The organism is Caballeronia glathei, from assembly GCF_000698595.1.
Lineage (GTDB): Bacteria > Pseudomonadota > Gammaproteobacteria > Burkholderiales > Burkholderiaceae > Caballeronia > Caballeronia glathei.
Genome location: NZ_JFHC01000118.1, coordinates 1 through 14707 on the forward strand (window position 1 = coordinate 1; position 14707 = coordinate 14707).

The window sequence follows — 14707 nt, forward strand, 5'->3', positions numbered from 1 at the left end:
AGAATTAGTATAAACCCTTATTCGAAATTGACAAGCGGCGTGGAAGATTCGCCCTCGTCAGCGTTGCAATTTTTCAACACCCGAGGGTTCCAGTGCGGCACGCCTTCACGCATCGATGCTCGATTGAGCACTTGACCCGTATCGAGCAAGCAGAAGCAGTGGCCTTCGAAGGCCGCTTCTTGTGCGGCCTGGTCTCACGTAATCGTTGGGAAATCGAAGATTGGATCGTGCGGTCTCATGTCGTCGGCCTTGCCCGCGCGATTGGGTTAGCCATTTAACAGCCAATCGTCAGACTTATTGAGGCAGGGAAGAAATTCAGGCCATCGCGCGGGAGATCTCGGTCACGTTTGAGTCGGGCCGGTCTGGCACCGACTGCGTGGGCAAGGCATGCGCTGCGACGTCGGTTTGTGCGGGTTCTGCCTCGATCGTCAGCATGCGGGCCACGCGCTTAAGCGTGCCGTTCAGCGCCGCGCGTGGGCCGAGTCGGATGGTGCCGCAGTAGAAGATGTCGCCAGTGACCTGTCCGTTGATCTCGAGAGAACCGCGTGCGTGGACATTCCCATCCACGCGCCCGTCAATTCGAACGTGCTCACCCTGCGCGCTGCCCTTGATCAGACCGCCTTCGCCAACGTGCAGAAGGCCCTGGGTCGAGATCAGTCCGCCGTCGCAAAGCCCGAAGCAGCTGATGCCGTGATCGACGATGATGTTGCCGGTGATGGAGCAGCCCGCGGAAATGAGCGTGATGTTGGGTTTCGTTTTCAAGGTGGCAACTCCTAGAACATTTGCACTTCGGTCGAACCGGCACGGTTCGTCGGTGCGGGCTTTGCTATGTCAGCGTCAGCAGCCTGCTCAGCGCGAGGCCGCGACACATGGTGGCGGACCGCACGCGCGGGCTTGGGCGTATCGGCGACGGCGCTCGTCGGCGCGCTCGCCTGAGTCTGAGCGGACGTCGGCGGGACTGCGGCCGCGGGTGCAGCTCTCGCCTGGGTGTTGGGCTGTGTGGTGGGCTGAGCGGCCGGCGCGACTTGCTTAGACACCGCTTGCACGTCGACCGGTGCTCCGGGTTGCGGGGAGACGACTGGCGCAGTGGCCGACTGCTGGGCTTCGCCTCGGTCTGTCGACGCACGGCGGATCGGCGATGCGGCCGCGAGTTGCGCTTCGGAAGACAGTGCGGCCGGGGCCTTCGGAGCGTCGGAGACGGCCGGTGCGCGCATTGATGCGCGAAATTGCTCGGCCGTTAATCCCAACGACGAAGCGGTGCCGAAGTCGCGCTCGCTCAGGCCCGGCGCTGCGGCAACCGGTCGAGCAGGCGTTGCGTCGATCTCGCGCGAGCTTGCCGACAGCTGCTCGATTCGGGGGGGCGATTTCGGCTGCGTTGTGGTCGACGCGATCGCGGGCGCCGGCTGAACGGTGGTGTTATCGCCGCGGTGCGTTCTGTACAGCGACGCGGCGCCCATGCCTGCCATGCCAACCAACACGGCGACGGCCACCGCAATGACGCTGCCGCGAACGAGCGGACCCGCTTGAGCCCATCTGGCGCGCGCCGTCGGCGCATCGTCGACGGCCAAGTCACCGGGGGCTGGGAGAGCCGCGAGTTGGCGCGGCAGGTCAATCACCATCGAATCAGGTGCGAACTGTGCGTGCAGCCGCTGAATTTCATGGATATCCATTAGAGGTGCCTCTTCTCGTAGTCATGCGTTCGAGCGTATCCGGCGCGCGGGCTTGTCAAGCGTTCGCCGGACGCAGGGGAGCCGACGCTCAGTGGCGTCGGTCAGTGCGCGTTGTCTGGATTGGGGAGCAGCTCGCCTTCAGGCGCGTAACGGTCGTTGTCCGGCATGCAAAGAAAGGGAATCTGCTTGATTCGCGCCTGGGCGCTGTCGAGCGCCAGTTTGCGCTGGTGCGGCATGAGGGACCGCGCGAAAAGCGCTTCCAGCGTCTTCACGAACAATGCGTCGTACATGGTGAGCAAGCGAACCAACCGGCCCGAGAGAGGATGCTTGATTTCGAGCGTCACCGATTCGGCAGACATCGCCGCGCTTCGGCCGTGCAGCTGATGGGCCCACGTCAGAGCCTTCTTGAAGAAAGCCTCGGCGACGCGGAACTCAGCATCGAGCGCTACGAGTTTGCCGCCGCGCGCGAGTGTCATCTTGGCCGCGCAGAAGTTGTAGTCGGCGCGACAGAACTCGCGCGCGAACGCCGAGTAATACTGCAGCTCGGTCTTCGCGAGGGTGTCGCCATGGATGCGATCGAGCCGCGAGTCGCTCGTCAAGCGCTTGAGCGGGCGCAGGCCGCTCTCGACGTGGCCGTCGTTGGGCAGTGCAATGTTCCGTTCTGGATCAACCCCTTCGGGTGTTTCCGTGTCGAAGCCAGACATAAGTGTTCTCGGATGTGTTCTCTCCAGTACACATTCTCATTGATTAGACAAAAGACAAGGCGGCGAAAGCTATACAGATTTCGCGAGCTTTCCAGTACACGCCGGGACTTTTTCCCCCAATACTTCAATTCATACCCCGCGTCTCTGACGCATCGACCTCGACTCCAAGCCCGGAGTCCATCTTCTCTCTCCAAGTCGTGCCCAGGCGGTTTCTGTAGGCATGCTCCGACCGGATAGCTACCGGTGTGGAAATCTCCCTTGTGCTGAGTTTGCTCGCTACTTACTCCCCCATTTCAGCCGTGATACTCGTACCAGGCTCGCATTCATTTGCGCCGGTACATCGTTCGAACCCAGGTTTTCGGGTGTTCTCTCTCCAGAGCCTGACTGGGTAGAACGATCGAAGTTGGCTGATCCGTGATTCCTGCGGCGGAATGTATTTTCCGAAAAGGGCTGTTGCGCGGCGTGACCATGCCGCGCGAGGACGACTTTACGTCCTCTGACTGAGCGAACCGGCTTCCGGTCGCTCCCTGCTCGCCACGTCCCCGGAAGGGACGTGGCGTGTAGGTCTCCATCTATTCGATTTCACGAAGCTCGCTCCATCACGGGGGCGGGCTTTTTTTTCGTCCGTGCCCGTCACGGATCTCTTAAACGGGGGTGCCTATGCTGTTGGGAAACCGTCTGAATCAGCGTATCGCCGAGACGATCAAGGAACAGATCGCTCACGAACGCGTGCAATCGAACACCGACACCGCTGAATGGCGGGCCCGGTGCGAGGTCGCTCAGGTTGCAATGTACAGCGACGCCGAGCGCACCACTTTCATCCATCACATCACCGAAAAGCGAGGAGTCGATGCGGCCCGGGAGCTTCAGTCTCAGGCAGCGACGCTTCGTACTTCGGCAATCTTTTTTCTCGCGAGGAAACCCTCATGAACGCCGTCGTCCAGTTTCACGATTCAACACCGCGGAGCCTCGTTGAGGAACGTGCCCTCCGTCCTCCGACAATCGGAAAGATTCGCCCGGGTATCAAGGTACTCACCCGCGCGGCTCAGTCCAACGAGCAAGCGGTCAAGCTTTACAGCGAGATGGTCGCTGCCGGCGACTCGTTCGACACGATCGGGCAAGTGATCGAAACGCGTTGCAAGATCAGAAACCCGCTCGTCCCGAAAAACACCTCCTATTTCACCTGCCGTCGTTCGGACTTCTCGAACCCCGACACCGCCGATGAGATCCTCAAGCTGTACGGCGAGGATCGCGAAGATGGTCGAAAGCTCTTTCGCTTTCCGGTGATGTTCGCGTTCGACGACTGGCTGCGCAACGTACCGAACCAGATGGCCGTCTACGGTACCTCTGGCCGGCAGTACTTCTCGGAGTACGGGCCGGACGGTCGACGCTACTGCAAGACGTATGCACCGGTGGAGCGTGATCCGCGCGCGCAACGCGCACGGCGGTCCTTCGGCGGGAGAATGGTGATCCACCGCCAGGACGACGACATACCGGACGGCATCTGCGACCCGCACGCCTGTCCGCAGTATCAGGATCGAAAGTGCAATTTGTCGGCGACCTTTTTCTTCGTCATTCCGGAGATCAAGGGGCTGGGGCTGATCGAACTGCCGACCAACTCCATCTACGTCCTGCAAAAAGCGTACTCTGCGATGCAAACTGTGTCGCTCGCGCGCGGGCGTCTCACTGGCACGCGATTTTGGCTCTCGAAGCGAGAGTTCGAAATCATGCGCATTGACGAGACCGGACAGCCGAAGCGACAAAAGCAAATGCTCACGGTGCTCGATGCTGACATCGACCTGAGCGCGCTGCTCGACGGTGCCGACGATGCGGTGCCTGCGCTCGAGGCAGCAAACAAGGCAGTCGCCCTGTTGGAGCCCACCGGTGAGGCGCATCCGCTCTCCGACGTCGCCCGCGCGACGGCAAGCGAGGAAGACGCAGGGACCGTCGATGCACAAGCCGAATCGTTCAGGCCTGACCCGAACGAAACGATCGAAGACAAGCGCCAACGCATGTCCGATTTGCTGCATAGGCTTGGCCTGAATGCGGAAGTTCGGCAGTTGGCGTTCAAAGCGTTCGGTTACGTTCGTTTCGGCAACGGTTGGCCGACTCGCTCGAACGACCTCGACGACATGAATGCACGACTGATCGAGGGGTTGGACGACCCCGACGCGTTGGATCGCGAACTCGAACAGGCGCTTCAGGAGGTGCGACCCGTCTAACTAGTCTTGGCAACCTAGTCTTGGCAAGTTTCACCAGCCCTTCGGGGCTGGATCTTTTCGTTTCTATCGGGTGCGAGAGTTTTTGAGTAGGCACGACTTTCTCAAACGCTTTCGACCGCACACTACGTGCATCGAATCACGTCCGCTTCGGCGGCCCATCTCCTGTTACCGCATAGGTTTTTCCAAATGCGAAAAGTCGGCAACGTCACTCTGTTCTTCGGCGCAGACGATGCGTTGAGCAACTGGCATCCTTGCCGCTTCTCGTACCACGGCGTGGATTTCTCGACGGTGGAGCAATTCATGATGTTTGCGAAGGCCAAGCTCTTCGCCGATGAAGACGCCGCGGCTGCAATTCTCGCCACGCGCCATCCAAAAGGGCAGAAGGCGCTTGGTCGCAAAGTCGTGGGTTTCGATCTGGCTCGTTGGGAGTCGAAACGCGAGTCCATCGTCTACGTCGGTTGCCGGGAGAAGTTCGTCCAGAATCCTGGTATTCGGTCGCTGCTCCTGGCGACTGCTCCGACTGAGTTGGTCGAGGCAAGTCCGTACGACCTGATCTGGGGTGTGGGACTCGGCGAGCGAGATGTGCGCATTACCGACAAGACTCAATGGCGCGGCCTCAATCTCCTCGGTAAGACGTTGATGAAGGTCCGCGACAACCTTACTCCCTAAACTTTCTACACGAATCAACCCATGCTGACCGACCAGAAGCAGATGCGCTGCGGCGGTTGCGGCGGGGAAACGTTCAAGGTCTTCACCGCCGACCGTTCGGTTCGCCTCGTCGTCCAATGCCAAGGCTGCATGAGTACGTCATTCATCGAACCTCAACCTGCGAAACTGCAGATTGAATGGGGTGAGGGTGACGGACGCATCACAGTGTTCTAATTTCTTCCGCGCGCCTTACCGGCGCTCAACCACTAAAGGCTGCCCTCGGGCGGCCCTTTTTCTTTTAGGAGGCGACGTGAAAATCGCTCATTTCTCAGACCTGCATTACTCGCCGGGAAACCTCGACGAGTCAGACCGATGCTTCGGTTTTGCAGTCGGTCACGCCATCGAGCTTGGCGTTGATGTCGCCGTCATATCGGGCGACGCGACCGACCACCGGCTCGACGCGCACGCCCCATCGCTGAATCGGCTTGCGCAAAAGGTTAGCCGGCTCGCAACATGGATGCCGGTTGTCATGTTGCAAGGCACGTTCTCGCACGAGCCCCGCGGCACGTTGCGGAACTTCTCGCTGATGGGCAAGGAGCACCCGGTCTTCGTCGCGGAACGCGTGCAGCAGGTCAGCTTCGGCGATGGGCAGTTCTTTGCTTCAAGCGGACCGGTTTTCGGTCCCGAGGAGCTTGAATCCGTTCTCGCGATCGGCGCGGATGTCGTATTCACTTGTCTGCCAACGGTCCACAAAGGCCAGTTGGCCGCGGCAGTCGGCGCGCAGCACGCTGCGACCGCGCTCGGCGACGTGTTGAGCGACTTTCTCGCGGCCGCTGGTCGTGTGAACACGCAACTTCGCGGAGCGGGAATTCGCACCGTTGGCATCTCGCACGGCACGGTCAACGGCTGCACGACTGAGCATGGTGTAACGATGGCGGGGTTCGATCATGAGTTCTCGCTCGGCGCGTTGTTCGAAGCGCAGTGCGACGCATTCATGCTCGGTCACATCCACAAGCACCAGCAGTGGGAGCGAGCCGGACGTACCGTCGCGTATCCAGGTTCCATCGGACGGTTTCACTATGGCGAGGAAGGCGCGAAGGGGTACCTGATTTGGGACGTGCAAGCCGGCAACGCCACGGCGTCGCTGATTGAGACGCCCGCGCGCGAGACGCTTTGCATCGACTTCGACGGGCCGCCTGATATGGCGCGTCTGGCCGAGATCGCAGCGGGCGCGAACGACAAGTTCGTGCGGGTGCGCTGGCAGGTCGACGAGGAGCATCGACAGGCGGTTGACCGCGATGCGATCGCGGCGCTTTTCTCAAGCGCTGCCGAGCTGAAGGTCGAAGCCCGGATCCTTCCGGTGACGCGCAGTCGAGCCCAGGGCATCAGTCTCGAAGCGACCGTCGATCGAAAGATAGAACGCTGGTGCGAACTGACGCAGGTCGAGTCGACACCGCTGCTCGAGCGCTTCCAACTCTTGGGGGGGAGCGACGCTGAGTCGATTGCTGCCGGTGTGTTGGCAAGGATCGAAGCTGTTCCCGCGACGGTGGCAGTCGTCGACCCGGTCATGTCGACCGTCCCTCTCGATGCGGTCGTGTCCACGGACGCCGATCATGTTGAGATGCCCGTGGCGACTGTCGAAATCGTTCCCCCGATCAAGAAGTCGTGGCTGGAGGACGACTTGTTCGCAGCGTAGTTCGCTGTCGCAAGTGGGAGAGGCCTGTTTGGCTCTCCCCGTTGAACACAAGCCGTGTTCCGATAGTTTCATGGCTATCGAAACGAGGTTTCACCGCGTCATAGACGCATCGAGTTGCTGTACCTGAGTTCAGCACCTAAGCGCAGCACCCTTTCTCAGCAGAATTTCTATCCATTTCACCCTGGCGGGGCGCGATCCCTTCCGGGGCGCACTCCGCCTTCTTCATTCCGGAGTGCAACCATGTTTGGTCTTTATCCTGCCGGTCCCGATTGGGTCCGCACCTTCGCGACAGTGAAGTTCTCCAGTCGCGACATTCAGCATTCGTTGGTCGATCACGCGGCGTTCACCGCCGCAATCGCCCATCAGCCGTTCGGCGAGCACCGCGGGGCAGTTTTGGCGCAGTTCGGCCACATGCTGTTGATGTCGGCGACGACTCCCGGCGCGAACAGTCTCGTCGTTACGCCGACGGTCGAAATGCAGCACCTGCTCTGGTCGTACCGTGAAGGGTATGCAACGCAGTGGTCGGGCATGGAAATTCGGAGCCTGACCGGATACCCCGACTGGGCCGAACTTCTCAACGGCGCGCGTCGCGAGTTCAACCGCGCCTGTCAGTTCGTGGAAGCCGCGATTGCTGGATCTCTGGCCGCCCCGCGTCTTGATGAGTCCGTCGGCACAGTCCACACGCCGTTTCCCAACGAGGACGACGATGCTTTCTATCAGGAGATGGCATCACTCTCGCAAGTGTTGGAGGTGCCGTCATGCGCCCTCTGAAACTGACGCTCGAAGGCTTCACAGGCATTCGGGATGGAATGAAGCGCGAGAGCGTGACACTGGATCTGGAGTCGTTGCCGGATGGCCTGATTGCGTTGACCGGCCAGAACGGGGCTGGGAAAACGACGATCATGGACAACCTGCATCCGTATCCCATCATGCCGTCGCGCGCCTCGAAGCTCTCGGTCGATGCGTTCTCGTACTGGGACCACATCTGCGGCACCAGTGCGCTGAAGGAACTCGAGTGGGAGCACGATGGCATTCGTTACCGCTCCTCGTTCACGTTCCGCAAACCCGGCAAGACAGGCAAGGCGGAGTACTACCTGGCCTATCGCGGGGTGGACGGTACGTGGCGCCCGGCGTCACTGCCGGACGGCACGGTGTCGGACGGCAAAGCGGAATCGTACAACCGTTGCGTGGAAGCGATCAACGGTTCGCTCGAAACGTTCTTCACGAGCGTGTTCTCAGCCCAAAATCGCCGTCCGCTCGCGTCTTACGGCGCGGGCGAGATCAAGACGCTGCTGGCTGAGTTGCTCGGCATCGATCACCTGAAGGCTTTGTCTGCAAAAGCAGGCGACGTCGCAAGGGTGCTCGGCAAGTCGCTCGATAGTGTCCAGTCGGAGCTTGCGACACTCGCTGGTAAGCGGCAGCGCAAAGCCGAGATCGAGAAGTCGGTCGTTGCGCAGGGCACTGCCTTGCGTACAGCGCGCGAGCAACGTGAGGGAGCACTCGAGCAAGCAAATAAGCTGACTCAGGAGCGGGCCACGCTTGCTGCGAAGCAAAGCGAGTCGACGTCGGTCGAAGCGCGGCAGCGCGAACTCGGTGTGCGCTGCGATGATCTGACCAAAGCGATGATAAACGCCGCTGACGACGAGCAAGCTGCAACCGTTCGGAGCCAGCAACGCGTCATCGCCTTAAACCGGACTGTCACGACGCATCAAGCAACGCTTGCTCGGCAAGACGCGATTCTGGGCGCGGCAGCAAAGCGCGAGGAAGCTGAGTTAGCGATCGCCCGCGAAGAAGCGAAGGTCGAATCTCTGCAACGGGTCGTTGGCGAGCTTGAGGCAAAGCAGACCACGCTCAATGCACTGCAGGTATCGCTTTCGAGTCTGATGAGCGAAGGTACGACTAAGGCCGCGCATTTTGACACGCTGAGCAAGCAAGCAGCGGTTGTTGAGCAGGTACCGTGTGTCGGGCACGCCATGCACTCGCAGTGCCCGCTGCTCACGCAAGCACTTCAGGCCAAGGCACAGGCCGACGCGCAGCGTATTTCCGTGGCGGATCTTCGAGCAAAGTACCGTGAGAAGAAAGTGCAGGCCGAGGCGCTGGCACCGGTTGCAGTCGAGCTCACTGCGAAGCGCGGCGAGTTGAAGACTGTGAACGACGCGATCGCTCGTGCACGGCGTACCTTGCAAGCAGCGACTGAACTCGCCGCGAGCAAGCCACTTCTGGACGCCGCAACGTCAGGACTTGAAGCCGCACAAGCGGACCTTCGGTCGATTACTGAGGAGACCGCGGGGCGTATCTCCAAGTACGAGACTGAAAAGGCCCGCATGGCGGCGGAGCTCGCGCGGATCGCTGAAGAGTTGACGCGCCTTGCTGCTGTCGATGTGACGGCCGCGATCGCGACACTGGATCGGAGCCTCGCGTCGAACCGGGAAACCGTGGCGGCGCTCGACGGACGAATCGAAGCACTGATTCGTTCGCAGAGTGTGTTGCAAGCCGAAGGTGAGGCGTTGGTGCTGGAGTTGGAGAAGTTTTCGGCGACGCAATTGCGCGCGGATCACCTCTCCGACGAGATCGCCCACTGGAAGCTGCTGGCCAAAGGACTCGGCAACGACGGTGTGGTGGCTCTCACCATCGATGATGCTGGCCCTGCGCTCACGCATACGGTCAACGAGTTGCTGCTCGCGTGCTACGGCATGCGGTTCACCGTCGAAATTCGCACGCAACGTGCGCTCGCAAGCGGGGAAATGCGAGAGGGCTTCGAGATCGTCGTTCATGACGCTGAGGCCGACAGTAGCAAGTCGGTTGCGGTGATGTCTGGCGGTCAAAAAGTCTGGATCAACGAGTGCCTGACGCGGGGCATTGCCCTGTATCTCGCGCAGAACACCGGTCAGCCGTACCAGACCCTGTTCAGCGATGAGTCAGACGGGCCGCTCGATCCGCAGCGCAAGGTGCAGTTCATGCGCATGAAGCGTGAGGTGCTGCGCCAGGGTGGGTATCAGCGAGAGTTCTTCATCTCGCAGACGCCCGAACTCGTCGCGGAAGCAGACGCCGTTATCGACGTAGAAGCGCTCGCGGACTGACGCTCAAATCGACCCTTGTGGGGAGTCGCCCCTTCAAGGGCGCTCCTCTTTTTCTACGCGCCCGTCCGGGCGCTTTTTATTTTTTCAAATATGGCAAACCTTCTCATGCTTCTGTTGGCGGCAGCCGGTAGTTCGTCCTGCAGCCACTGCCACGCGGCGGAGTCCTCTTATCTGGCCCGCCCGCCTGTGGTCGCCGACGGTCCGACGCGACCGACACAGCAGAAAGGGCTCGAGCGGCGCGCGGAGGGTCTTCCGCGCGTCCGGGAGCAGCGGATCTAGGTTTGGGTGACCGGTGACCGGTGACCGGTGGTCGGTGGTGGACCCACGCCATCGGACGACCCAGTTACGTTTCGAAAGGAATCAGTTCATCTATTGACCCGCGGGTTAGCGACCCGCCGGGGTCGCTCCGCAATCATTCTTTGTGGAGTTCGTTATGTTCGAAGCTGCAATCGTCGGTGCCCCCCCAGACGTAGGGCGCCACAGTTAATGCGACTAGGCGGATATAGAAATCATAGACTTACCTCGGGCGGCGCCACAAAGGCAATAAAATCGCGACAGCGGAGTTGCGACTGCCCTACAGCTGCGCCACAGTAGTAGCACTGCCAGGAGGGCGCTATGGCTGGCGTTTTCTTGCTTGGGTCCGGCGCTGGGGATGTAAGTCATCCGTCCGAGACCGGCCATGAAGCGTCATTCGCTCGCGGCGTGGTTCGGACGCACAGACCTCGGCTCGCTGAGCAATGAAGCGCACCGGGAATCTCGGAGACGGTTTTGCTGGAGTTACGCTGCCATCGGCATTCCAGCGATTTGCCCATAGTAGCGGTCTTCTGCTTCGGCCGGTGGGATGTTGCCGATCGGCTCAAGCAGGCGTCGGTGATTAAACCAATCCACCCATTCAAGCGTGGCGAGTTCAACCGCCTGCACGTTGCGCCATGGTGCGCGACGGTGAATAACTTCTGCCTTGTAAAGGCCGTTGATCGTTTCGGCGAGGGCGTTATCGTATGAATCTCCGACGCTGCCGACTGACGGTTCGATCCCTGCTTCGGCTAGCCGATCCGTATACCGAATTGAAACGTACTGCGACCCGCGGTCCGAATGATGTACCAAACGGTTACTTTCGGCTGGTCGGCGCTCATGCACTGCCTGCTCCAGCGCGTTCAACACGAAGTCGGCTACACCGCAAGCACCCCAACGGCTTGAACATCTGGACCTGTGAAGTCACTGGCCCAAGAAAATCCCGTCGGCTGCATGGCTATCTTCTGGAAGATGCCGCCGCGGTATTCGCCGATATTCCCCCCAACAATCCTTATCTTTCGCTACTCAAGGAAGGGTGAAGGATTTCTGAGAGTCCCTTGATGAGACCGCCGCCACAGTAAGATGCTGGTTCGCGCTACGTGGCTGCATTGGCCAGGCCTTCGCGCCATCGCAAGGCTTCGATCACGAGTGCCAGTGCCGGCGAAATCTGCCTGCGATTCGCGTAGTACAGGTGGTAGCCCGGAAACGTCGGCCACCAATCTTCCAGTACCGGCACCAGCCGGCCGGCGTCGATGTGCGGCTGCAGGATGTTGAGCGGCACGAAGGCAAAGCCCATGCCGTCCAGTGCCGCCTGAAGCATCAGGAATGTGTTGTTGAACGTGGTCTGGCCGCCCACGCGCACGTTGATTGCCTCGCCGTCCTTCTCGAAATCCCAGGCATACAGGCCACCATGGGTGGGCAGCCGCAGGTTGATGCAGCGGTGCCCGGCGAGGTCGTGCGGGGTGGCGGGCAATGGCTTACCTGCCAGGTAGGCAGGAGACGCCGCCACGGCCATGCGCAGATCCGGCGCGATGCGCACGGCGATCATGTCCTTGTCCACCCGGTCGCCCACTCGGACACCAGCGTCGAAGCGGTGCGCCGCGATGTCCGTGAACGCATAGTCCACACTGAACTCGATGTGGACGGCGGGGTAGTCCTTCAGCAGAGGGAGCAGCCGAGGCCAAAGCACGGTGGTGATGGCATGGTCGTGGGCCGTGATGCGCACCGTTCCAGCGGGTTTGTCGCGCAATGCCGTGAGCGATCCAAGCTCCAACTCGATCTCATCGAGCCGGGGCGCCACCGCATCCAGCAGCCGTGCGCCGGCCTCCGTGGTGGAAACGCTACGGGTGGTGCGCGTCAGCAGCCGCACGCCCAGCCGCGCTTCCAGGGCGAGCATCGCGTGGCTCAGCGCCGATCGGGACAGCCCCATTTGCGCAGCAGCGCGGGTGAAGCTGCGCTCCCGCGCCACGGCCACGAAGGCTTGCAGGTCGTTGAGGTCCTCTTTTGCCATTGGTGAATCCAGTGCACTACCGTATCCCGATTTTACAGTCTTCCCATCTAATCGACGCCCCTCTAAAGTTTTGGTTGGACAACCCTGGCATCTGAATTCGCGATCGCTGGCGTTGTTGGACAGGTCGCTGGCCGAGCCTGCGCATGCCCGGGCTGAGCCCTGGGTGCGCGTCATCGGGCGGCTGAAACGGCGCCTAGCCCCAACCACTTTCCGAACACCGAAAGGATCAACCATGGAACTAAAGCGCGCTGGATCGCAGCCGTTCGTCAGGGGGCCTGCCGAGTGGTTTACCGGCACCGTCCGCATCGACCCGCTGAACAACCCGCCCGCACCGGCTCGCGTGTCGTGTGCCGCCGTCACCTTCGAGCCGGGCGCGCGCTCGGCCTGGCATACCCACCCGCTGGGACAGACCTTGATCGTGACCGCCGGCTGCGGCTGGACGCAGTGCGAGGGTGAACCCATCGTCGAAATCCGTGCGGGCGATGTCATCTGGTGTCCGCCCGGGCACAAGCACTGGCACGGCGCCTCGCCGACCACCGCCATGACGCACATCGCCATCCAGGAAGCGCTGGATGGCAAGAACGTCGAATGGATGGAGCACGTCACCGACGAGCAGTACCTCGCCGGGCCCCCGCAAGGCTGAGCCACTTCACATCAGGAAAGGAAACCCATGCACATGCTCCTCCGACTCTCCCTATGCGCGGCGGCGCTGAACGCCACCGTGGCACGGGCTACCGAGCCGCAGGCCACCACGTCCGCCGCTGCGCAGCAGATCACGCGCGCAGGCGAGCAGCCCTCGGCCGCCGGCCCGGCCGAGTTCTTCACCGGGCGCGTGCGCATCGATCCGGTCTGGCCCGCCGACAAAAACATCAATGCGTCCGGCGGTCTGGTGACTTTCGAGCCCGGCGCGCGCTCGGCCTGGCACACGCATCCCGCCGGGCAGCGACTGGTGGTGACCTCCGGTGTCGGCCTGACCCAGGAATGGGGCAAGCCGGTGCAGGTCATCCGGCCCGGCGATGTGGTCTGGTGCCCGCCCGGCGTCAAGCACTGGCACGGAGGGGGCTCCAACACCGCGATGACCCACCTGGCCGTCACCGGCACGGTGGACGGCCAGAACGTTACCTGGATGGAGAAAGTCACCGATGAGCAATACAACGCCCGCTGAGCGCCGCCGCGCGCGCCTTCACTCTGGCGCACTGACCATCGTATTGGGCCTGGCTGCATTGAGCCCGGTAACCCATGCCCAGGAGAACAAGTCCATGAATCCAACATCCGCCGGCGCACCCAGCGCTTCCGAAACCCTCGACGCCCGCCAGCAAGCCATCGTGCCCATCGCGGCCTTCGCCGCCGCAGGCATCATTGGCAAGTTGAACGCCGCCCTGAACCAGGGGCTGGACGCAGGCATGACGGTCAGCGACGCCCGTGAAATCCTCGTACAACTCTACGCCTATGCCGGTTTCCCGCGCAGCCTCAATGCGCTGGGCGAGCTGATGAAGGTGCTTGACGCGCGCGAGCAGCGCGGCATCCAGGACGCGCCGGGCCGCGCGCCCAGCCGTCCCATCCCGAAGGGCGATGCGCTTTTAGCTGCGGGCACCGCCAACCAGACCAAGCTCTCGGGCGGTCCGGTCGAGGGGCCGCTGTTCGACTTCGCGCCCACGGCCAATGAATACCTGCGCGCCCACCTGTTCGGCGACATCTTCGAGCGCGACAACCTCGACTGGCCAAGCCGCGAGCTGGCCACCGTGGGCATGCTGTCGGCGCTGCCCGGCGCCGAGCCGCAATTGCAGGCGCACATGAAGATCAGCATGAACGTGGGCCTGACGGCCGGCCAACTGCGCCAGCTCACCCAGGTGCTCGCCGACCGCGTGGGAGCCGACCATGCCCGCCGCGCAAGCGAAGCCCTGGACCGGCATCTGGCAAGCCTTTCCGCCGGCAAGCAGTAACCCACTTGATGACGCGGCTGGGCTAGCCTGGCACAAACACAATGCCAGGGACCATGCATCAACCTTCGCCTACGGATCGCACGCTCCTGTCCTTGATGGCTTGCGTGTTCACCGTGTTTCTCGTCACGGGTGCAGCATTGCCGGCACTGCCGCTGCATATCCATGGCGACCTCGGATTCAGCGCATTCACGGTCGGCCTGGTCTCAGGCGGACAGTTCGCCGCGGCGCTGCTTTGCCGACTGTGGTCGGGATCGGTCTCCGACCGCAAGGGCCCCAAGTTCGCAGTGACCGCCGGCGCATCACGGCATGTGACACTCCCGGGACCGTATGTGAGGGGGGACGGTCCACTCCGGTCATTGTCTAGCAGCAGATCGCCAACGTCCGTTTTGGAGAAAGGCGAGCGGCCCATGTGGGCCGGTTTCGGGCGACCGCGTCGGGCAGT

General features: G+C 61.9%; 14 protein-coding genes and 2 pseudogenes. 11 read left to right on the top strand and 5 right to left on the bottom strand.

Annotated features, from left to right (window positions below; genetic code table 11):
* Positions 1-315: 315 nt before the first annotated feature.
* From BG61_RS36055 to BG61_RS36065, 3 genes are all read right to left on the bottom strand, one after another.
* Entirely contained in the window at positions 316-762 is a 447-nt protein-coding gene (locus tag BG61_RS36055) for a bactofilin family protein (RefSeq protein ID WP_035942885.1), read from the bottom strand.
* An 11-nt stretch (positions 763-773) separates the two neighbouring features.
* Positions 774-1670: a hypothetical protein gene (locus BG61_RS36060; protein WP_035942887.1), complete on the bottom strand. Its 897-nt coding sequence runs from the start codon at positions 1668-1670 to the stop codon at positions 774-776.
* A 101-nt stretch (positions 1671-1771) separates the two neighbouring features.
* On the bottom strand, positions 1772-2374 hold the full coding sequence (locus BG61_RS36065; RefSeq protein WP_035942889.1) for a hypothetical protein: 603 nt from the start codon (positions 2372-2374) through the stop codon (positions 1772-1774).
* A 660-nt stretch (positions 2375-3034) separates the two neighbouring features.
* On the opposite strand from BG61_RS36065, the gene BG61_RS36070 reads away from it, so the two are divergent.
* The 7 genes from BG61_RS36070 to BG61_RS36100 all read left to right on the top strand — a co-directional run bounded on the left by BG61_RS36070 (position 3035) and on the right by BG61_RS36100 (position 10020).
* Positions 3035-3304: a DUF7696 family protein gene (locus BG61_RS36070; protein ID WP_325099868.1), complete on the top strand. Its 270-nt coding sequence runs from the start codon at positions 3035-3037 to the stop codon at positions 3302-3304.
* Complete coding sequence (locus BG61_RS36075; RefSeq protein WP_035942891.1) at positions 3301-4596, top strand: recombination directionality factor; 1296 nt, start codon at positions 3301-3303, stop codon at positions 4594-4596. The genes BG61_RS36070 and BG61_RS36075 overlap by 4 nt, the downstream gene beginning before the upstream one ends.
* Positions 4597-4782: 186 nt before the next feature.
* Complete coding sequence (locus BG61_RS36080; protein ID WP_035942892.1) at positions 4783-5265, top strand: NADAR family protein; 483 nt, start codon at positions 4783-4785, stop codon at positions 5263-5265.
* A 21-nt stretch (positions 5266-5286) separates the two neighbouring features.
* Positions 5287-5478, top strand: coding sequence for a hypothetical protein (locus tag BG61_RS36085; protein WP_051673025.1), 192 nt, complete (start codon positions 5287-5289; stop codon positions 5476-5478).
* Positions 5479-5554: 76 nt separating this feature from the next.
* On the top strand, positions 5555-6940 hold the full coding sequence (locus tag BG61_RS36090; protein WP_035942894.1) for a metallophosphoesterase family protein: 1386 nt from the start codon (positions 5555-5557) through the stop codon (positions 6938-6940).
* 240 nt (positions 6941-7180) lie between these two features.
* Entirely contained in the window at positions 7181-7711 is a 531-nt protein-coding gene (locus BG61_RS36095; protein WP_035942896.1) for a hypothetical protein, read from the top strand.
* Entirely contained in the window at positions 7699-10020 is a 2322-nt protein-coding gene (locus tag BG61_RS36100) for a nuclease SbcCD subunit C (protein ID WP_035942898.1), read from the top strand. The genes BG61_RS36095 and BG61_RS36100 overlap by 13 nt, the downstream gene beginning before the upstream one ends.
* 777 nt (positions 10021-10797) lie before the next feature.
* On the opposite strand, the pseudogene BG61_RS40910 reads toward BG61_RS36100, so the two are convergent.
* Positions 10798-11190: pseudogene (locus BG61_RS40910) on the bottom strand (integrase core domain-containing protein); the annotation flags it as partial.
* Here BG61_RS40910 and BG61_RS40915 point away from each other — a divergent pair.
* Positions 11187-11351: pseudogene (locus tag BG61_RS40915) on the top strand (conjugal transfer nickase/helicase domain-containing protein); the annotation flags it as partial. The pseudogenes BG61_RS40910 and BG61_RS40915 overlap by 4 nt on opposite strands.
* A 56-nt stretch (positions 11352-11407) precedes the next feature.
* On the opposite strand, the gene BG61_RS36105 reads toward BG61_RS40915, so the two are convergent.
* A complete protein-coding gene (locus BG61_RS36105) occupies positions 11408-12322 on the bottom strand; it encodes a LysR family transcriptional regulator (RefSeq protein ID WP_035942900.1) in 915 nt (304 codons plus the stop codon).
* 232 nt (positions 12323-12554) lie between these two features.
* Between BG61_RS36105 and BG61_RS36110 the strand changes: the two genes are divergently transcribed.
* Genes BG61_RS36110 through BG61_RS36120 form a run of 3 tightly spaced genes read left to right on the top strand, consistent with a single transcriptional unit; the run spans position 12555 to position 14265 of the window.
* Positions 12555-12965, top strand: coding sequence for a (R)-mandelonitrile lyase (locus BG61_RS36110; RefSeq protein ID WP_035942902.1), 411 nt, complete (start codon positions 12555-12557; stop codon positions 12963-12965).
* Positions 12966-12992: 27 nt separating this feature from the next.
* A complete protein-coding gene (locus tag BG61_RS36115) occupies positions 12993-13487 on the top strand; it encodes a (R)-mandelonitrile lyase (protein WP_035942904.1) in 495 nt (164 codons plus the stop codon).
* Positions 13465-14265 carry a carboxymuconolactone decarboxylase family protein gene (locus BG61_RS36120; RefSeq protein WP_152565273.1) on the top strand — a complete coding sequence of 267 codons (801 nt, stop codon included), beginning with the start codon at positions 13465-13467 and terminating at the stop codon, positions 14263-14265. The genes BG61_RS36115 and BG61_RS36120 overlap by 23 nt, the downstream gene beginning before the upstream one ends.
* Positions 14266-14707 lie beyond the last annotated feature (442 nt).

Bases quoted from the DNA above. Each gene is read 5' to 3' on its own strand.
- BG61_RS36120 (WP_152565273.1), top strand. From the start codon at position 13,465: ATGAGCAATACAACGCCCGCTGAGCGCCGCCGCGCGCGCCTTCACTCT.
- BG61_RS36105 (WP_035942900.1), bottom strand. From the start codon at position 12,322: ATGGCAAAAGAGGACCTCAACGACCTGCAAGCCTTCGTGGCCGTGGCG.
- BG61_RS36095 (WP_035942896.1), top strand. From the start codon at position 7,181: ATGTTTGGTCTTTATCCTGCCGGTCCCGATTGGGTCCGCACCTTCGCG.
- BG61_RS36080 (WP_035942892.1), top strand. From the start codon at position 4,783: ATGCGAAAAGTCGGCAACGTCACTCTGTTCTTCGGCGCAGACGATGCG.
- BG61_RS36110 (WP_035942902.1), top strand. From the start codon at position 12,555: ATGGAACTAAAGCGCGCTGGATCGCAGCCGTTCGTCAGGGGGCCTGCC.
- BG61_RS36100 (WP_035942898.1), top strand. From the start codon at position 7,699: ATGCGCCCTCTGAAACTGACGCTCGAAGGCTTCACAGGCATTCGGGAT.
- BG61_RS36065 (WP_035942889.1), bottom strand. From the start codon at position 2,374: ATGTCTGGCTTCGACACGGAAACACCCGAAGGGGTTGATCCAGAACGG.
- BG61_RS36085 (WP_051673025.1), top strand. From the start codon at position 5,287: ATGCTGACCGACCAGAAGCAGATGCGCTGCGGCGGTTGCGGCGGGGAA.
- BG61_RS36115 (WP_035942904.1), top strand. From the start codon at position 12,993: ATGCACATGCTCCTCCGACTCTCCCTATGCGCGGCGGCGCTGAACGCC.
- BG61_RS36075 (WP_035942891.1), top strand. From the start codon at position 3,301: ATGAACGCCGTCGTCCAGTTTCACGATTCAACACCGCGGAGCCTCGTT.
- BG61_RS36060 (WP_035942887.1), bottom strand. From the start codon at position 1,670: ATGGATATCCATGAAATTCAGCGGCTGCACGCACAGTTCGCACCTGAT.
- BG61_RS36070 (WP_325099868.1), top strand. From the start codon at position 3,035: ATGCTGTTGGGAAACCGTCTGAATCAGCGTATCGCCGAGACGATCAAG.